Below are 16,134 nucleotides of genomic sequence, written 5' to 3'. Positions count from 1 at the left end.
CATTTCCAACAAAGGAGAGGATATGATTCGCAAAACAGTTCTGATGCTGGCCGTTTTCTTTTTGCTTTCCGCTCCGGCCTGGGCTCTTTTGGGGGCCGGGTTCGGAGTGCGCGGGGGGCTTATTTCCAATTACCAAATCGGCGGGACGCCGGCGGGGGTTCCCGTGCCGAAGAAGCTGACGATGATCGGCGTGCACACCGCCTTTTCGCGGATTCCGGCGTTCGTTCTCGAGGGTTCCCTGGAATACAACTGGAAGCAGGAGGCGTACAACGACCCGACGTACGGCAGCTACAAACTGCGAATCAACGATTTTTCCGCCAACGCCTTTGCCAAGGTGCGTATGCCGATGTCCACGGTGAAACCGTATTTTGGCGGCGGGCTGGGACTGCACAAGCTGGTTTATTCGGTTTCCAACGCCTCCGGCACGGTGCCAATTCCGGACGACGCCACCAAGCCGGCGTATCACGCCATGCTGGGGCTTGCCGTCTCGCCGCCGATGATGCCGTTTGAGGTTTTCGGCGAATACCGCTGGACCTGGATTTCGACGCCGGACAAAACGACCAAGTTTCCGACCCTTCTGGCCGGATTGACCTTCAAGATGTAAGGGATTCGGCTTTGGGCCGACTCCAATTTCCGGATCCGGCCCAAAAAATTCCTTGACAAACAGCGATTCACGTGGTATCGTTACAACGGCGTAAGGAAGTTGATTTTGGAGGAAACAGATTAGGAAAGAAGACCCCGCAACGGGGAGTGGCACTTCCCGCAGGCGGGATTTTGCTTTTTAGGGAAACCAAAAGGGCCGGCATCTCGCAGCAAATCCTCGTTGACAATCCAATCAAAACGCCCGGGAGACGCAGGCATTTTACGTAAAACGGAAGAAAGGTGGTGAATTTTTTGGCACAGGGTACGGTTAAATGGTTCAACGACGCGAAGGGGTTCGGCTTCATCCGCATGGATGACGGCAAGGAGGTCTTCGTGCACTACACGGCCATTGTGGACAAGGGGTTCAAATCCCTGAAGGAAGGGGATGCCGTCCGCTTTGACGTGGTGGAAGGCCCCAAGGGACCGCAGGCCGCCAACGTGGTGAAAGCGTAAACAGCCCTGTCCTTCTTCAGAAGGGCGGGTTACGGAAACAATGAAACAGCAGGCGAGGTGATTACTTTGGCACAGGGCAGTGTTAAATGGTTCAACGACGCAAAGGGATACGGATTCATCCGGATGGAGGACGGCAAGGAGGTTTTCGTCCACTATTCCGCACTTAGCGGAGACGGCTTCAAGTCGCTCAAGGAGGGGGACTCCGTCCGTTTTGACGTGGTGGAAGGCCCCAAGGGGCCGCAGGCCGCCAACGTGGTAAAAGCTTAACTTTCAAACGGCCACGGCCGTTTGAATCTGGCAATTGCGCCAAAATGGGTGTTTGTATCGACAAACAAAAGCGAAACACCCAGCAACAACGGAACAGAACAAGGTGGTGATTTTTCTGGCAACAGGCACCGTTAAATGGTTTAACGACGCAAAAGGGTACGGTTTTCTCCGTTCGGAGGATGGAACCGAAGTTTTTGTGCACTACTCGGCAATCGCCGACAAGGGCTTCAAGTCGTTAAAGGAAGGGGAGACCGTCCGCTTCGACGTCGTCGAGGGTCCGAAAGGGCCGCAGGCGGCCAACGTCGTCAAGGGATGATCTCCCGAGCTCCCCGATTGGATCGGGGAAACTGAAAGAGGCATTTTGCCCAAAGGGGTTTCCGCCCTCCGCAAACAAACGGGGGGCGGGAGTCCCGGCAACACGAAACAGAACAAGGTGGTGATTTTTCTGGCACAGGGTACCGTTAAGTGGTTTAACGACGCAAAAGGCTTTGGTTTTCTCCGTATGGATGATGGCAAAGAGGTTTTTGTGCATTATTCGGCAATCGCCGATAAGGGCTTCAAGTCGTTGGCCGAAGGCGAGACCGTCCGCTTCGACGTGGTCGAAGGCCCCAAGGGGCCGCAGGCCGCCAACGTCGTCAAGGCGTAGGTTCCCAAAAACAAAACCCCTTCCGGGAAACCGGAGGGGGTTTTTTATTTTTGGGGGTTAACGGTTTTTGGATTTCAGATCGAGTTTCATCTCCCAGGTCTGCTTGAACCCCAATTTTTCGTAAACGCTTCGCCCCATATCGGAGGCATGCAGGGTCATTCGCGGAAATCCTTTGGCTTTGGCCCAGCGGATGGACTCCTTCACGATTTTGGTGGCCACCCCTTTTCCCCGAAAGGGGTGTTCCGTGTACATCGAGAGCAGATAGGGTTGGCCGCCCCCTTTGAATCCGGGACGGCCGGGACGGGGCTGGACCGGCTGGAGCCAGAGGCAGCCGCTGCCGGCGGTTTGCCCGCTCACTTCAACGATAAAGCCGATTAATTCGCCGCTTCTCAACCGCGGTTTGGCCCAAAGGCGATAGACCTTGTCGGCGGCATCCAATTCGGCTTTGTTTTTATAGCCCATATCGAACCACATCCCGCGGCGATGGGTCACGAGCGTCTCAATATCCTTCAGAGTGGCAAAACGAATCTTTAACGGGGTCACTTTTCGAAGGAAATCAAAGCTCGTTATACCGGAAGCAGTGCACCATATGGTCGTTCACCATTCCGGTGGCCTGCATGTGGGCGTAGCAGATGGTGGAGCCGACGAACTTGAAGCCCCGTTGTTTTAAATCCTTGCTCATCGCATCCGATTCCTTGCTTTGGGGGGGGACCTGCTTGATTGTCTTCCATTTGTTCTTTTTGACCGTCCCGCCCGTAAACCGCCAGATGTATTTGTCAAAACTGCCGAATTCCTCCTGCACCTTCAAAAAGGATTGGGCGTTGGTGATGGCCGACTCGATTTTAAGCCGGTTGCGGATGATGCCGGGATTGGAAAGCAGCTTTTGCACTCTCTTCTTATCGTAGCGGGCCACTTTTTCGGGATCGAAGTAATCGAAGGCCGCGAGATAGTTTTCCCGCTTGCGCAGGATGGTGAGCCAGGAAAGCCCGGCCTGCATCCCTTCCAGAACGAGAAACTCGAAAAGCTTTTGGTCCTCGTGCAGAGGCACGCCCCATTCGGTGTCGTGATAGGTTATATACAACGGGTCGCCGTCGGCCCATTGGCAGCGGGTTTTCATTTTTTGCTTCCTTGCAAGGCGCGGGCGATTTCGGAAATGCGGGCCAGATGGTTGTCGTCGTGCTCGGCCATGAAGTAGCACATATCCACCACCCGCATCGGCTGCTTCAAGCGGGGGTGCAGGGCGACACGTGCGAGTTCGTCGTCTGAAAAGGTTGTTAACTTATCAAGAAATTGTTTGCGGCTTTTTCGGAAACGAGCAAGAATCGCTTCGAGCGGGGTGGAATTGTGGTTGGCCTCCCGCGTTTTCTGATTCTGCAAATCAGCCGGGCGGAGGGTTGCCAGTCCGGCCTTGTAATCATCCAGCCGCCCCTCGTGCAGCTCCTCCAAATCATCCAGATGCCCGGCGTTTTCCAAAATCGACCAGCGGCCGTCGGCCTGCACGGTCAGGAAGTCCTTCGGAATCGAGCGGGTGAGTTCCTCCAGTCGCACCGGCGTGCCGCGCAGGCGTTCGAGAATGGTGGGGAAAACCCCGAGGGGAAAATCGAAGTTGAATTTTCGTTCGAACCACTTGGTCAGGGCAACCATCGGACACCCAAAATAACTTTACGTACGACGGCTGGCAAGGTTCGGGTTGACAAGTTTTTGGGCATTGGGTATAAAACACCAATGGCGGTTGGAATGGGAGAGAAGGCGCGGCAATTTGGAGTATTGAGGCAGAGAACGGCGGTAGCCGCGGTTTTATTGGCGGCGGTGCTGTGGTGCGGCAACGCAAGGTCCCAGAACTGGGTGCAGGTAGCCGAAATTGGTTCAACGCTGGTTTATTCCATCGTTTTGCATAACGGGACGCTCTTTGCTGCCACGGCCGATTCGGTCTTCAAAAGCACGGACGGCGGAAACAACTGGGGGGCGGCCGCCGTGCCTCCGGGATTGACCGACGATTTGTTCCGGCTTTTTGCGCACGGAGCGTTTCTCTATATCGGAACGTGGAAAGATGGTGTTTTCCGCACGAGCGACGGCGGACAAAGCTGGGAGGCCTATTCCACCGGGCTGCCGGCCGGCGCCATCACCGGCTTGGCGGTGCTCGGTGACAGCATCTATGCCGGAACGGGCGGCAGCGGCGTGTACGTGCGGCGGCTCTCCAGTTCAACTTCTTGGTCTGCCTACAACGAGGGGCTTTCGGTGTTCGGGGTCAACTCAATCGGCACGAGCGGAAACCATCTCACGGCTGGCATTGCGTTGTATTTTTACGTCCGTCCGCAGGGTGGCGCGCAATGGACGGAAGTTTACCTGAACTCCCCGCCGGCCCAGCGGCTCGTATTTGAGACCCTTCCGCTCGGTTCCTATCTATTTGCCGGGACGGATGACGGCGTTTACCGCGGGGATCTGAACGCCCAAAACTGGGAAAAAATAGACATTGCCGGGCTTCCGGGGCGGGATGTCGAGGCCCTCGCGGCCGACGGCGCCCGTCTGTATGCCGGGGTGCGGTTCAACCTCGAACATTTCATTTGGTACACGGATGACTTCGGCCAAAATTGGAACATTCAGGCACACGAATTTGTAGAGCTTTTTGACCTCGTTATGACCGCAGGCCGGCTGTGGGCGGCGCGGCTGGACGGCCTGTGGTATTTGGACGTCGGCACGGACGTGAAGGAGCCGAAGTCCCAGCTACCTACCGATTTCCAGCTCGGTCAAAACCACCCCAATCCATTCAACCCCGCCACCACAATTTCTTTCACCTTGCCCGCATCGGGGCCGGTGGAATTGAAAGTTTACGATGTTCTGGGGCGAAAGGTGCGAACGCTTGTGGCCGGGTCCAAGAAAGCCGGAACACATTCGGTTCGTTTTGATGCAGACGGTCTTCCAAGCGGGGTTTATTTCTACCAATTGCGTGCCGGGAAGTACGAATCCACGAGGAAGATGATTTTGATCAAATAGCAAAGTTATTGGAAAAGAAAGGAACGGGATGAAAAAATTATTTCTTGCGCTGGCGGTTGTCGGGGCGGTCTTGCCATATTTCTTTTTCATTCAGCATCTTTTGAGCGAGGGTTTCAGCCCCTCCAAATTAACGGCTGCCGTATTCGCCAATCCGGCGGCAAGCGCGTTCACCACGGATTTGCTGCTTTCCTCGGGAATCTTCTGGTTATTTATGTTTTTGGAGCGGAGCCGAAGGAAGGGGCCGCATCCGCTCCTCTTTATCCTTTTGAACTGCTTTATCGGCCTTTCCTGCGCGTTGCCTGCCTACCTGTATGCGAGGGAAGGGACGGGTTTGCGGGAGGCATCATAAAATGGATAAAACCTGGAAGGCCATCATCTGGAATCAATTTGGCGCGGCTATGGATATGATGGAAAACGCCATCCATGCCTGTCCCGATGATGTATGGGGAAATTTCTCAGAAAAACCGATGTGGAAAAAAAGCGACGTCGTCGGGTTCTGGTATTTGGTTTACCACACTCTTTTCTTTCTCGATTACTACTTGACCTATCCCGCACCCACGTCAGAAAACGAGTTTTCGCCTCCCGCTCCCTTTACGCTCTCGGAGTTCGATCCGGAAGGAGCTTTGCCGGATCGGGTCTATACGAAAGAGGAGCTCCTGTCTTATCTTGCGCATTGCTGGCAAAAATTTGGGAAATTGATGGTGGATTTTTCGGAGGATAAGGCGCACCGGTCTGCCGGCATACCCTACCGGGATATGACCGTGGCGGAGTTATTGATGTACAATATGCGCCACGTGCAGCACCACGCCGCGCAGTTGAATCTCCTTTTGCGGCAGAAAATAGACTCCGCGCCGAACTGGGTTTCCAAGACAAAGGCCAAACTGGGCGGCGAATAATCGCCGCCATTCGGTTCCGCAAATTCTTCCGGTCGTTCTGGCCTATTTGGACGATTCCGGTTTGAAGGCCCGAACTTTGATGGAGCGGACGGCCTTGGCGGTTTGTTTTTCAATCTCGGTTTCGAGGTCGGTTCCCACGCCGTAGGTTCGCTCCTCCACGACTTCCACCCGTTCAAAACCGGCTTCTCCAATCATTTGCAAGTAGTCCTGCTTCATGGCGGCGCCGGCCACACAGCCGACATAGGCCTCGACCGATTTTCGCACCTGCTCGGGCAGCGGGGCAACAAGCACCAGGTCGCTCACGACCATTCGACCGCCCGGTTTGAGAACGCGCAGCGCCTCCCGAAACACCCGCGGCTTATCGGACGAAAGGTTGATGACGCAGTTGGAGATAACTGCATCCACCGAAGCGTCCGCCACCGGCAGGTTTTCGATTTCGCCGAGTCGAAACTCCACATTGACGCAGTTGTGCTCGGCGGCAATCGAGCGGGCGCGGGAAATCATTGCGGCGGTCATATCAACGCCAATAACGTGTCCGGGGGGGCCCACCTCCTTGGATGCGAGGAAGGCATCCAGTCCTCCACCCGAACCGAGATCGAGCACCGTTTCGCCCAGCTTCAGTGCCGCATGGGCGAGCGGATTGCCGCAGCCCAGGCCCAAATCGGCCCCTGCCGGGATGGCCGCGCGTTGCACCTCCGTGTAACCAAGATTTTCCGCGGCCTCGGTCGTGGCACAGCCGCAGCCGTTACCCCCGCAGCAACCCTCCGCCTTCGGGCTTTGGGCAATGCGGCCGTAATGCTCCCGCACCGCGTCCTGAATGTCCTTTTTCATGATTTACTCCTTTCGACTTTCATTTCCCTTCCAAATTCGAGCGCCTGCACCAGCGCCAGAAAACGCTGGAGGGTTCCGGGGCGGGCGCAGTAGCAAACGCGCGGGCCGTCGACCTCGCCGGTAATCCAGCCCGCCTCCTTCAACACTTTCAGATGCTGCGATACGGTGGCCTGGGCCAAGGGCAGCCGGTCGACGATGCCGCCGCAGATGCACTCCCCGCCGGTCAAGAGAAGCCGCATAATGGCGGCCCGGGCCGGATGGCCGAGGGCTTTGGCCAATTGGGCCAACTCTTCGTTTTCGGTCCGAACCGCCCGTCCGCTTTGGCGTTTGGGGTGTATGGGGTTTGCCTTTTTTTGCGTCATTTGCTCTTTCATTATCGTTAATCGTCAATATACGATAAAGAGTTAAGCTGTCAAGAAGAAAATTGAGCTTGGCGGCAAGTAAGTTTTTGTCGGGCAAGCAGTAACCGAACACCTAATCAAAATATAAAATTTTCCTTGACAAACCAGCCGGGCTGGAATTATATTCAACCTTGAGGTTGAATAATGGCAATGGCGGCCAATAAAATCGATGAAACCCTTCTGGCCTTGGCCGACCCGACGAGGCGAGGCATTCTCCGGCGGCTGTCCAAGGGGGAGGCGCGGGTGACCGAGCTGGCAAAGCCGTTCGACATTTCCCTGAATGCCGTCTCCAAGCATATCCGGATTCTGGAACGGGCAAATCTCGTACGGCGGCGGGTGGAAGGAAGGGAGCATTTTCTCGCCTTCAACTTCAAACCGCTGGAAGAGGCCATCAAATGGCTGGAAACCCAGCACGCCTTTTGGAGTGCCCGGCTTGATGCCCTTGAGGAATTGCTTAAAGCTGAAGATCGCATGAGGGGGGAAGCCGCGAAAAAAACCCTTAAAAGGAAAGGAAAATCCTAATGAATGCAAAACCGAAGGAACTGCAAGACAAACAGGAAGCCTACGGCACGGTCACCGGGCCCGGAGAGGTTCGCATCGAGCGGGTTTTGCCCGGGCCCATCGAACGAGTCTGGGCCTACTTGACCGAATCGGAAAAACGGCGGCAATGGTTCGCCGCCGGGCCGATGGAACTGAAACCCGGGGGAAAAATGGAGCTTGTCTGGTACAACTCCCAACTGTCGCCTCACAAAGAGCCCGTGCCGGAGAAGTACCAAAAGTATGAAGGGTACAGCTGCACGGGGGAGGTTGTGCGCTGTGAGCCGCCGCGGGTTTTGACCTTTCTCTGGCATGAAGAAAAGGGGCCCCCGTCGGAAGTCACCTTTGAGCTTTCCGCACGCGGCAAGGAGGTTCTGCTTGTTTTGACGCACCGTCGGCTGGCGACCCGGGGGAACATGGTCGGGGTTTCGGGCGGCTGGCACATCCACCTGGCCATCCTGTCTGATATTCTGCACGGTGTGCCGCCGCGTCCTTTTTGGTCCAACCACGCCAAGTTGGAGGCGGAGTATGAGAAACGCATTCCGGCCGATGTGAAGACCGCCGCGAAAACGTGATGTTTGAATTTGAAACGAAAACGGAAGGAGATTAGAGCAATGACGAAGCATAAAACCGGGACACGTGAGGAATGGCTCGCCGCGCGGCTCGAACTGCTCAAAGCTGAGAAGGAACTCACGCGGAAGAGCGACGAACTGGCACGGCGGCGGCAGGAGCTGCCGTGGGTTCGCGTCGATAAGGAGTATAAATTCGAGACCGAAGAGGGGAGCGCTTCACTGTCAGGTCTTTTCCGGGGGCGCTCGCAACTCCTCGTCTATCACTTTATGTTCGGGCCTGACTACACGGCGGGCTGCCCGTCCTGCTCGATGATCGCGGACGGCTTCAACGGGTTCACCATTCATCTGGCCAACCATGACGTGATGCTCTGGGGGGTGTCGCGGGCGCCGCTCGCCAAACTGCAGGCCTACAAACGGCGGATGGGGTGGAACTTTCCCTGGGCGTCCTCGTTCGGCAGCGATTTCAACTTCGACTTCAGCGTCGGATTCACCGAAGAGCAGCAGCGCCAGGGAGGCATCGATTACAACTATCGGAGAGAGCCCGCCGTACCGGTGGTCTCGCGCATGGTCCGTCAGACCGGCGACGAGGTGATCGTCGCCCACGCGGCGATGACGGGAACCGACGTGGCCACGTACACGCGCGAGCGGCCGGGCATGAGCTCGTTCGTTCTGGAAGACGGCGTCGTTTACCACACCTATTCCACCTATGCGCGCGGATTGGACGGCCTCTGGGGGATGTACCAGTGGCTCGACCGCGCCCCCAAGGGACGCAACGAACCGGATGGCCCCTGGTGGCGCCGCCGCGACGAGTACGACAAGCGCTGAGCCAAACCGCGGTTGTCGTGGTGCAACCGCGGGACGAGATCTCAAGACGCATAGGCCTTGGCTTGACAATTTTTAGGCATTTATCATACTATCACCATCGGGAAAAGAAGTTTGACTCTGGGGAAAGGGAGGGTTTTATGACAGGTTGAAGTTTGCTGCAACAAACGAGCCGAGGGGAATTGACGGTGTTAGTTTGAATTAACATAATCTCAAGGGAGGCTCCATGTTCAGGTGTTTTAGTGCAGGGAAATTAATTCTCTTCTCTTTTCTAGTGGCAGTTGGATGCAGTACCAAACGCGCTCCGGTCGCACCACTACCATCTAACAACGCAGTGCCTGGGTTAAGATTTACTGCCACGGCTGCTACTACCACGACCTACGAACTTTTGCCATTCGATGTCCCGGCCGAAATGGGCAGCTACACCAGCGCTTACGGCAACAACAACACCGGCGTGATTGTGGGGAACTTTGCCGCTCCGGACGGAAGTGCGCACGGGTTTCTTTATCATCAGGGCAGTTTTACGGATGTCGTGGTGCCGGGCGCCGGCCCCGGCGACCGTGGCACGCTTCTGGACATCAATGACTGGGGAGTAGCCCTCGGCATATTCACCGACGCGGACGACAACGCGCATATGTACCTGCGGGGGCCGAGAGGAGAGATAACCGTCCTGCCCAGCCCTGCGCCTGATGCGATATTCGCCGAAGGGCAGGGGATTAACAACCTTGGCACAGTCGTCGGCTTTTACATCGATGCTGTAGGTGGAAGACACGGGTTTATCCGGCGTGCCGGCAGTTACGAAATCTACAATTATCCAGGAACGACGCGAACGGTCCTTACTGGAATCAACGATAAAGAAGAGGTTGTGGGGTATTGGAGGGATGCCGAAGCTCATTTCCATGGCTTCCTCCTGCGCCGTGGTCAAACCGAGCCCATCGATTTCCCCGGCGCCGTGAACACACTGCCGAGAAGCGTAAACAATCCTGGGACAATCAGCGGATACTACCGCGGTGCCGACGGAATCCAGCATGGCTTCGTCTATGAAGACGGGGAGTATACGACCATCGATTTCCCAGGTGCGTCCGACACGGCGCCTTTCGGAATGAATGACAAAGGGGAAATCGTCGGTACGTACAACGAGTTCAGCCGGGGTTTTGTGGCCACGCCCAAAAAGAAAAGCCCACTGGCAGAAGGTCTTCTTGTTGCCGGAGAGAACGGAGAGCCATAGAGAGTAGTTCGAAGTCCATTCTGGCAATCATTTGGTTTGTTTAATCCTGGCCGCTTGACCGGCGGGCAAAAGCGGGGTTAATTATTCATTTTCATGACGGCATCCCGAACCGGAAAAGAAAAGATGAAACGGCTGCTTCCGCTCGCCATCACGTTTCTCTGGGCTTGCAGCCCGTCTCGCGATCCATCCGCCCAGACGCAGGCGCCGAAATCGCCGACTCCCCCGCCGATTGAAGTGCCCGTAAAAGTGGAGACGTTTGCCTCCGGCTTGGAACGTCCCTGGGGACTGGCATTTCTCCCCGATGGGCGGGCGCTGGTTACCGAACGGCCGGGGCGGCTGCGAATCGTTAGCCAAAGTGGCAAACTTTCGCCGCCGCTGGAAGGGGTTCCTCCCGTCCGGGCGCGGGGACAGGGAGGGCTTTTGGATGTTTGTCTCGACCCGGACTTTGAAAAAAACCGGTTCGTTTATCTCTCTTTTTCCGAGCCGGGGGAGGACGGGACGGCGGGAACCTCCGTGGCGCGGGGGAAGCTTTCTGAAAACCGGCTGGACAGCGTACGCATAATCTATCGCCAAGTGCCGAAGGTGGAGGAACAGATTCACTTCGGTTCGCGGCTGGTTTTCCGGCGGGACGGGACGCTTTTCGTCACACAGGGGGATCGCTACAACCGGGACCGGGTGCAAGATTTGTCCAACGGCTTCGGCAAAATCGTCCGCATCAACCCGGACGGCACCATTCCGAAAGATAATCCGTTCGTCAACCGTAAGGGTGCACGGCCGGAAATCTGGTCGTACGGCCACCGCAACGTGCAGTGCGCCGCGCTCGATCCCGAAACGGGGGAACTCTGGACGGTGGAGCACGGGGCGCGGGGCGGGGATGAGCTGAACCAGCCCGAAGCGGGAAAAAATTACGGCTGGCCGGTCATCACCTACGGCACGGATTACGACCTTACCAAAATCGGCGAAGGAACGGCCAAAGCGGGGATGGAGCAACCAGTTTATTATTGGGACCCGGTGATTGCCCCCTCCGGAATGTGCTTTTACACCGGCGACGCTTTCCCCCAGTGGAGGGGGAGCGTTTTTATCGGCTCACTTACCCCCGGGCTTTTGGTGCGGCTGGAATTGAAGGATGGCAAAGTTACAAAAGAAGAACGCTATCTGGGCTATCTGCACGAGCGGATTCGGGACGTCCGCCAGGGGCCGGATGGGTTGCTTTATTTGTTGACGGATAATCCGGAGGGGCGAATTTTGCGCGTTTCGCCGGAGGGAAAACGGTAGGGTGAAGCCGCTTCATTCCTTGGTGCCGATGGCGCACGTCGCAAGCGTGCCGCGTTCAATAGAGTTTTACAAAAAACTGGGCTTCGAAGTTGGCAACACTTTTACGCCGTCTGACCAGAAGGAACCGGCTTGGGCCTGGCTCCGTTCGGGCGGGTCGCACTTGATGGTCACTCGCGCGGACGAGCCGGTGGATGCCCGGGCGCAGGCGGTTCTCTTCTATATCTACTGTGAAGATGTTGCCGCTTTTCGGGGAGAATTGCAGAAAAAAGGAGTTATGGCCGGGGAAATCGAGTATCCTTTTTACGCCCCGCGCGGGGAGTTCCGGGTCACCGACCCGGACGGGTACTGTTTGATGATAACGCATGCCGGTTAGGAAGGAGTTTTTTGAATGCATAAATACGAAGCCAAAGTTACGTGGAGCCGGAACGGGGCGAAGTTCACCGGCCAGCAGTACAGCCGGGGGCATGAATGGAGCTTTGACGGCGGGATAAAAATCCCCGCCTCCGCCTCTCCCCAAGTTGTCCGCGCGCCGCTCTCCGTTGCGGAAGCGATTGACCCGGAAGAGGCCTTGGTGGCGTCGGCTTCGAGCTGCCATATGCTCACCTTCTTGTCGCTGGCCTCCAAGCAGGGCTTTGTCGTCGATGCCTACGAGGACGACGCGTTTGGCCTGATGGAAAAAAACGAAAAGGGAAAATACGCCATTACCCGCATCACGCTCCGGCCGAAAATTCGGTTTTCGAGGGAAAAGCAGCCCTCCGCTTCGGAGCTTTCCGCCCTGCACCACGCCGCCCACGAGGAATGCTACATCGCCAACTCGATAAAATCGGAAGTGACGGTGGAGGCGCAATAAGCGATTTTGGTTGACAACTTTTCGCCAATTGGCTATTCATTTGAGGCAATTGGATTGTAAGCAACGCGGAAAGGAGAGAGGATGATTCACATCGTCAAACTGATTCAGCAGAGATTCCCGAACCGTTCCGGAAAGGCCATCAGCGCGCTGGTTTATCTGTCGCTGACAGCGCTCATTCTGGGAATCGGCTTGCTTTTGCGCTGATTTTTTAACCTCTCCCTAACCCTCTCCGACACGGAGAGGGGACAAGAAGGCCAAAGGATGGGGTGAACGATTGCTTGACTACCATCCGCATTCTTCCATAGATTTGTCCCGATGCCCACCTATATTGCTTTTCTGCGCGCCATTAACGTCGGCGGGCATACCGTGAAGATGGAGAAGTTGAAAAAGCTTTTTGAAGCCCTCGGTTTCTCCAGCGTCGAAACCTTCATCGCCAGCGGCAACGTTATCTTCGATTCCTCTTCCAAAAATCCGGTGCAACTCGAAAAGAAAATCGAAGCGCATTTGAAAAAATCGCTGGGCTACGAGGTTTCCACCTTCATTCGTTCCAGTTCGGAACTGGCCGAAATCGCCGGCTACCGGCCTTTTTCCGAATCGGAGGTCGCCAAAAGCCACGCGCTTTACGTCGGCTTTTTGCAGGCGCCGGTTTCCGCGGAGGCGAAAAAGAAGTTTTTGGCCGCCGAATCCGAAATCGACCGCTTTGATTTCCACGGCCGGGAACTTTATTGGCTTTTGAGCGCGAGCTCAATCAAGGAGACCAAATTTTCCGGGCCGCTTTTGGAAAAAACGCTCGGCCAGCCCACCACTTTGCGCAATGTGACCACAGTCAAAAAGCTGGCGGAAAAATATGGAAACAGAGAGGTAAAAAAATGAAATGGAGTGACGGCTATGCCGTCGGCGAGCCGCGCATCGACGAACAGCACAAAATGCTTTTCAAGACGGTGGGGGATTTTCAGACCGCTCTCGGCGAAGGCCGGGGGGAGAAAACATTCGGACTTTTGCTTGATTTTCTGGAGCGCTACTTCCGCGGGCATTTCAAATACGAGGAACGGTGCATGGAGGAATACCGCTGTCCGATAGCGGACAAAAACCGGGAGGATCACGCCCGCTTTCTTTCGGTCTATGACGACTTTCGCAAGCGGTATGAATCGCGCGGCTATTTATCCGAGGACGCGCACGAGCTTATGGGCATCGCGGAGGACTGGCTCAAGAGCCACATCGGCCGCATTGATTTGCAGTTGAAGCCGTACATAAAGAAATAAAAAGCTAATGGCTCATTTCGTCTTAGTCCACGGCGCCTTTTTTGGCGCGTGGTGCTGGAACCGGGTGATACCCAGGCTGTGCGCCCACGGGCACGAGGCCTCCGCCGTCACTTTGACCGGTTTGGGAGAGCGTTCCCATCTTTTGACTCCCGAAGTCGGGTTGCAGACACACGTGGATGACGTGGTGAACTTCCTCCAATTTCAGGATTTGCACGATGTCGTTTTGGTGGGGCACAGCTACTCCGGGATGGTAATCGGCTCTGTTTCTCATCGAGTGCCGGAGCGCATTGCCCACTTGGTTTACTTGGACGCCTTTGTGCCGGAAAATGGAAAATCCCTTTCCGATTTGCAGGTGGAGCGCTTCCGAATAATGCTGGAAGAACTGGCCAAAACGGAAGGGGAGGGGTGGAAGATTCCGGCCTTGGACCCAAAGAGCGAAACGCTTGGAATCAGCATTGAGAAGGACGTGGAGTGGCTCCGTTCCAAGCTGACGGCGCATCCTTATCGCACGGTCATTGAGCCGGCCATTCTCGGAAATCCCAAAGCGGAAAAAATTCCGCGAACTTTCATTTTTTGCACGGGCAATCCCCCCGACGGCTCATTTCCCCGCTTGGCGCGGGAACTCAAAGGGCGGCCCGACTGGAAATACATGGAACTGGCCACCTCCCATTGCTCAATGATTACCGTGCCGGAGGCGCTTTCAGAAAAGCTTTTGGAAGTCCTCACGTAGTTGACAAGTTTTCAAAGATTGGCTATACCAACTACGCAAACAAACAAAGGAGGAAGACGTGAAAAAAATAGTGGCGTTTCTGGCGGCGGCGATTCTTTTAGCCGTTGTCTACGTAATCGGTTTTGGGCAGGCGAAACAGCCCAAGGCGAAAAAAGCGACCTTTGCCTCGGCCGACCAGGCAACCTACAAGGACATAGTTCCCGGCGCTTCCCGGGCAACCCTATGGGGGGATCCGGACAAAGGGCGCTTTGGTTCCTTTGTCAAATTCGTGCCCGGATTCGACGCCGGATGGCATACACACACCAACGATAACTGGCTCGTGGTTATCAAGGGGGCTTATCTGTATAAGGACGACGACGGTGAAAAGCGGGTCGGCCCCGGAGAATTCCTGCGGATTCCGGGCGGGCACAAGCACTGGAGCGGCGGTGACTCCACGGAGGGCGCGCTCTTTTACAACGAAGGCGCCGGCAAGTTCGACCTGATTCCGGCCAAGTAGGAGCCAAGCTTTTTTAGGGATAGTTCCCGACCTTTTCGGTTTTTGCAATTTCGAGAAAGCGGCCGGAGTTAGGCCGCTTTTCTCGTTTCTCCATGATTACCGCCCCCAAGCCTCCACGGAAAGGCTTTTGACGGTTGTGGAGTAGTTGACAAGTTTTTCGGAGTATGGTATAAAGCCGCCAATGACAAATCATGCGGAAACAAGAAGGTTGGGACTACTCCTGGGGCTATTGATTCTTCTTTTTGCAAATCCGCTTTCCGCCCAAGGACGCCTTCCAGTCATCGATATGCACCTCCACGCATTGTCAGCGGACGCCAACGGGCCGCCCCCTTTGGGGCTGTGTGTGCCCACCCAAGGATTTCCAACCAACGATCCGGCCGAATCGTGGGGGGATATCTTTATCGCTTGGCAGAAAAACCCCCCCTGTCCCGATCCTGTTTGGTCGCCCAAAACAGACGAGGAACTTATGTGGCAGACCATTGCGGCGATGAAAAGGCGCAACGTTTTTGGTGTCTTGAGCGGGACTTTGGAACGGGTGCGAGAATGGAGCAAGGCCGCGCCGGGCCGATTCATCGCCGGTTTTCAGTTCCAGTTTGGCCGCGAAAAAATCTCCCCTGATTCGCTCCGCCGATTATATCAGTCCGGGCACTTTGCAGTTCTGGCCGAGGTAACCAACCAATATGTCGGCATTCGACCCGATGACTCTCTTTTTGAACCATACCTCGCGGTGGCGGAAGAACTGGACATTCCGGTCGGCATCCACATCGGGACCGGCCCGCCCGGGGCTCCTTATTTGGGAGCCGGCCGCTATCGGGCCGCTTTACACAGTCCGCTCACCTTGGAAGAAGCGCTCATCCGGCGTCCGAAACTACGAGTTTACATTATGCATGCTGGCTGGCCAATGCTGGATGATTTACTGGCCCTATTTTGGGCGCATCCCCAGGTGTACGCGGAATTGGGCGGAATCATCTTCGGACTCCCCCGCGCCGAGCTTTACCGTTTTCTGCGCACGATTGTGGAAGCCGGTTTTGGAAAACGGATTATGTTTGGCTCCGACCAGATGGTGTGGCCCGGCGTCATCGAACCCTCCATAGACGCAATTGAATCGGCACCGTTTCTGTCTGAGGAGCAGAAACGGGACATTCTATACATCAACGCCGCTCGGTTTCTGCGCTTGAGCAAAGAAGAAGTTGCTCGACATCATGGAAGATGAACATACAAATGAAAGTTGC

The 16,134-nt window shown here is 55.9% G+C and carries 26 protein-coding genes; 21 read left to right on the top strand and 5 right to left on the bottom strand.

Annotated elements, in window-relative coordinates:
- The first annotated feature begins 22 nt into the window (after positions 1-22).
- The 5 genes from VNL73_00570 (at position 23) to VNL73_00550 (ending at position 2,008) form a co-directional block, all read left to right on the top strand.
- On the top strand, positions 23-604 hold the full coding sequence (locus VNL73_00570; protein HXF47902.1) for an outer membrane beta-barrel protein: 582 nt from the start codon (positions 23-25) through the stop codon (positions 602-604).
- Positions 605-894: 290 nt separating this feature from the next.
- Positions 895-1,095: a cold-shock protein gene (locus tag VNL73_00565; protein HXF47901.1), complete on the top strand. Its 201-nt coding sequence runs from the start codon at positions 895-897 to the stop codon at positions 1,093-1,095.
- A gap of 66 nt (positions 1,096-1,161) precedes the next feature.
- Entirely contained in the window at positions 1,162-1,362 is a 201-nt protein-coding gene (locus tag VNL73_00560; protein ID HXF47900.1) for a cold shock domain-containing protein, read from the top strand.
- A 115-nt stretch (positions 1,363-1,477) separates the two neighbouring features.
- Positions 1,478-1,678, top strand: coding sequence for a cold shock domain-containing protein (locus VNL73_00555; protein HXF47899.1), 201 nt, complete (start codon positions 1,478-1,480; stop codon positions 1,676-1,678).
- A 129-nt stretch (positions 1,679-1,807) separates the two neighbouring features.
- Complete coding sequence (locus VNL73_00550; protein ID HXF47898.1) at positions 1,808-2,008, top strand: cold-shock protein; 201 nt, start codon at positions 1,808-1,810, stop codon at positions 2,006-2,008.
- A gap of 57 nt (positions 2,009-2,065) precedes the next feature.
- Here VNL73_00550 and VNL73_00545 read toward each other — a convergent pair whose 3' ends face one another.
- The 3 genes from VNL73_00545 to VNL73_00535 are packed head-to-tail and all read right to left on the bottom strand — an operon-like array spanning position 2,066 to position 3,652.
- Complete coding sequence (locus VNL73_00545; protein HXF47897.1) at positions 2,066-2,551, bottom strand: GNAT family N-acetyltransferase; 486 nt, start codon at positions 2,549-2,551, stop codon at positions 2,066-2,068.
- A gap of 13 nt (positions 2,552-2,564) precedes the next feature.
- Positions 2,565-3,125: a DNA-3-methyladenine glycosylase I gene (locus VNL73_00540; protein HXF47896.1), complete on the bottom strand. Its 561-nt coding sequence runs from the start codon at positions 3,123-3,125 to the stop codon at positions 2,565-2,567.
- Complete coding sequence (locus tag VNL73_00535; GenBank protein HXF47895.1) at positions 3,122-3,652, bottom strand: DinB family protein; 531 nt, start codon at positions 3,650-3,652, stop codon at positions 3,122-3,124. The genes VNL73_00540 and VNL73_00535 overlap by 4 nt, the downstream gene beginning before the upstream one ends.
- Positions 3,653-3,775: 123 nt before the next feature.
- On the opposite strand from VNL73_00535, the gene VNL73_00530 reads away from it, so the two are divergent.
- From VNL73_00530 to VNL73_00520, 3 genes are read left to right on the top strand one after another with little or no spacing between them, the layout of a single operon-like run.
- Entirely contained in the window at positions 3,776-5,002 is a 1,227-nt protein-coding gene (locus tag VNL73_00530; protein ID HXF47894.1) for a T9SS type A sorting domain-containing protein, read from the top strand.
- Between the two features lie 28 nt (positions 5,003-5,030).
- Positions 5,031-5,351, top strand: coding sequence for a DUF2834 domain-containing protein (locus VNL73_00525; protein ID HXF47893.1), 321 nt, complete (start codon positions 5,031-5,033; stop codon positions 5,349-5,351).
- 1 nt (position 5,352) lies between these two features.
- On the top strand, positions 5,353-5,898 hold the full coding sequence (locus tag VNL73_00520) for a DinB family protein (GenBank protein HXF47892.1): 546 nt from the start codon (positions 5,353-5,355) through the stop codon (positions 5,896-5,898).
- Positions 5,899-5,940: 42 nt separating this feature from the next.
- Here VNL73_00520 and arsM read toward each other — a convergent pair whose 3' ends face one another.
- Both arsM and VNL73_00510 read right to left on the bottom strand, forming a co-directional pair.
- A complete protein-coding gene (arsM, locus tag VNL73_00515; GenBank protein HXF47891.1) occupies positions 5,941-6,729 on the bottom strand; it encodes an arsenite methyltransferase in 789 nt (262 codons plus the stop codon).
- The gene (locus tag VNL73_00510) at positions 6,726-7,091 is read right to left on the bottom strand and encodes a metalloregulator ArsR/SmtB family transcription factor (protein HXF47890.1); all 366 of its coding nucleotides are present in this window, start codon (positions 7,089-7,091) and stop codon (positions 6,726-6,728) included. The genes arsM and VNL73_00510 overlap by 4 nt, the downstream gene beginning before the upstream one ends.
- Before the next feature lie 189 nt (positions 7,092-7,280).
- Between VNL73_00510 and VNL73_00505 the strand changes: the two genes are divergently transcribed.
- The 13 genes from VNL73_00505 to VNL73_00445 all read left to right on the top strand — a co-directional run bounded on the left by VNL73_00505 (position 7,281) and on the right by VNL73_00445 (position 16,115).
- Positions 7,281-7,652 carry a metalloregulator ArsR/SmtB family transcription factor gene (locus VNL73_00505; GenBank protein HXF47889.1) on the top strand — a complete coding sequence of 124 codons (372 nt, stop codon included), beginning with the start codon at positions 7,281-7,283 and terminating at the stop codon, positions 7,650-7,652.
- On the top strand, positions 7,652-8,242 hold the full coding sequence (locus VNL73_00500) for an SRPBCC family protein (protein HXF47888.1): 591 nt from the start codon (positions 7,652-7,654) through the stop codon (positions 8,240-8,242). Before VNL73_00505 ends, VNL73_00500 begins: the two co-directional genes overlap by 1 nt.
- Before the next feature lie 39 nt (positions 8,243-8,281).
- Complete coding sequence (locus VNL73_00495) at positions 8,282-9,064, top strand: DUF899 domain-containing protein (protein HXF47887.1); 783 nt, start codon at positions 8,282-8,284, stop codon at positions 9,062-9,064.
- Positions 9,065-9,473: 409 nt separating this feature from the next.
- Complete coding sequence (locus tag VNL73_00490) at positions 9,474-10,289, top strand: hypothetical protein (GenBank protein ID HXF47886.1); 816 nt, start codon at positions 9,474-9,476, stop codon at positions 10,287-10,289.
- Between the two features lie 123 nt (positions 10,290-10,412).
- Entirely contained in the window at positions 10,413-11,564 is a 1,152-nt protein-coding gene (locus VNL73_00485; GenBank protein ID HXF47885.1) for a PQQ-dependent sugar dehydrogenase, read from the top strand.
- Between the two features lies 1 nt (position 11,565).
- On the top strand, positions 11,566-11,937 hold the full coding sequence (locus tag VNL73_00480) for a VOC family protein (protein ID HXF47884.1): 372 nt from the start codon (positions 11,566-11,568) through the stop codon (positions 11,935-11,937).
- A gap of 15 nt (positions 11,938-11,952) precedes the next feature.
- Complete coding sequence (locus tag VNL73_00475) at positions 11,953-12,414, top strand: OsmC family protein (GenBank protein ID HXF47883.1); 462 nt, start codon at positions 11,953-11,955, stop codon at positions 12,412-12,414.
- Positions 12,415-12,495: 81 nt separating this feature from the next.
- Positions 12,496-12,618 carry a hypothetical protein gene (locus tag VNL73_00470; GenBank protein ID HXF47882.1) on the top strand — a complete coding sequence of 41 codons (123 nt, stop codon included), beginning with the start codon at positions 12,496-12,498 and terminating at the stop codon, positions 12,616-12,618.
- A 111-nt stretch (positions 12,619-12,729) separates the two neighbouring features.
- Positions 12,730-13,287 carry a DUF1697 domain-containing protein gene (locus VNL73_00465; protein HXF47881.1) on the top strand — a complete coding sequence of 186 codons (558 nt, stop codon included), beginning with the start codon at positions 12,730-12,732 and terminating at the stop codon, positions 13,285-13,287.
- Positions 13,284-13,676 carry a hemerythrin family protein gene (locus VNL73_00460; GenBank protein HXF47880.1) on the top strand — a complete coding sequence of 131 codons (393 nt, stop codon included), beginning with the start codon at positions 13,284-13,286 and terminating at the stop codon, positions 13,674-13,676. The genes VNL73_00465 and VNL73_00460 overlap by 4 nt, the downstream gene beginning before the upstream one ends.
- Before the next feature lie 7 nt (positions 13,677-13,683).
- The gene (locus VNL73_00455) at positions 13,684-14,406 is read left to right on the top strand and encodes an alpha/beta fold hydrolase (protein HXF47879.1); all 723 of its coding nucleotides are present in this window, start codon (positions 13,684-13,686) and stop codon (positions 14,404-14,406) included.
- 58 nt (positions 14,407-14,464) lie between these two features.
- Positions 14,465-14,902, top strand: coding sequence for a DUF4437 domain-containing protein (locus tag VNL73_00450; protein HXF47878.1), 438 nt, complete (start codon positions 14,465-14,467; stop codon positions 14,900-14,902).
- 208 nt (positions 14,903-15,110) lie between these two features.
- The gene (locus tag VNL73_00445) at positions 15,111-16,115 is read left to right on the top strand and encodes an amidohydrolase family protein (protein ID HXF47877.1); all 1,005 of its coding nucleotides are present in this window, start codon (positions 15,111-15,113) and stop codon (positions 16,113-16,115) included.
- Positions 16,116-16,134 lie beyond the last annotated feature (19 nt).

It is taken from the genome of Verrucomicrobiia bacterium (genome assembly GCA_035574275.1).
Taxonomy (GTDB): domain Bacteria; phylum Zixibacteria; class MSB-5A5; order DSPP01; family DSPP01; genus DSPP01.
This window is presented reverse-complemented; position numbering and strand designations above follow the sequence as displayed.

What these genes read in the sequence shown, in the direction of transcription:
- VNL73_00570 (HXF47902.1), top strand. Translation starts at nt 23, where the DNA reads ATGATTCGCAAAACAGTTCTGATGCTGGCCGTTTTCTTTTTGCTTTCC.
- VNL73_00540 (HXF47896.1), bottom strand. Translation starts at nt 3,125, where the DNA reads ATGAAAACCCGCTGCCAATGGGCCGACGGCGACCCGTTGTATATAACC.
- VNL73_00535 (HXF47895.1), bottom strand. Translation starts at nt 3,652, where the DNA reads ATGGTTGCCCTGACCAAGTGGTTCGAACGAAAATTCAACTTCGATTTT.
- VNL73_00525 (HXF47893.1), top strand. Translation starts at nt 5,031, where the DNA reads ATGAAAAAATTATTTCTTGCGCTGGCGGTTGTCGGGGCGGTCTTGCCA.
- VNL73_00520 (HXF47892.1), top strand. Translation starts at nt 5,353, where the DNA reads ATGGATAAAACCTGGAAGGCCATCATCTGGAATCAATTTGGCGCGGCT.
- arsM (HXF47891.1), bottom strand. Translation starts at nt 6,729, where the DNA reads ATGAAAAAGGACATTCAGGACGCGGTGCGGGAGCATTACGGCCGCATT.
- VNL73_00510 (HXF47890.1), bottom strand. Translation starts at nt 7,091, where the DNA reads ATGACGCAAAAAAAGGCAAACCCCATACACCCCAAACGCCAAAGCGGA.
- VNL73_00505 (HXF47889.1), top strand. Translation starts at nt 7,281, where the DNA reads ATGGCGGCCAATAAAATCGATGAAACCCTTCTGGCCTTGGCCGACCCG.
- VNL73_00500 (HXF47888.1), top strand. Translation starts at nt 7,652, where the DNA reads ATGAATGCAAAACCGAAGGAACTGCAAGACAAACAGGAAGCCTACGGC.
- VNL73_00495 (HXF47887.1), top strand. Translation starts at nt 8,282, where the DNA reads ATGACGAAGCATAAAACCGGGACACGTGAGGAATGGCTCGCCGCGCGG.
- VNL73_00490 (HXF47886.1), top strand. Translation starts at nt 9,474, where the DNA reads ATGGGCAGCTACACCAGCGCTTACGGCAACAACAACACCGGCGTGATT.
- VNL73_00485 (HXF47885.1), top strand. Translation starts at nt 10,413, where the DNA reads ATGAAACGGCTGCTTCCGCTCGCCATCACGTTTCTCTGGGCTTGCAGC.
- VNL73_00475 (HXF47883.1), top strand. Translation starts at nt 11,953, where the DNA reads ATGCATAAATACGAAGCCAAAGTTACGTGGAGCCGGAACGGGGCGAAG.
- VNL73_00470 (HXF47882.1), top strand. Translation starts at nt 12,496, where the DNA reads ATGATTCACATCGTCAAACTGATTCAGCAGAGATTCCCGAACCGTTCC.
- VNL73_00465 (HXF47881.1), top strand. Translation starts at nt 12,730, where the DNA reads ATGCCCACCTATATTGCTTTTCTGCGCGCCATTAACGTCGGCGGGCAT.
- VNL73_00460 (HXF47880.1), top strand. Translation starts at nt 13,284, where the DNA reads ATGAAATGGAGTGACGGCTATGCCGTCGGCGAGCCGCGCATCGACGAA.
- VNL73_00455 (HXF47879.1), top strand. Translation starts at nt 13,684, where the DNA reads ATGGCTCATTTCGTCTTAGTCCACGGCGCCTTTTTTGGCGCGTGGTGC.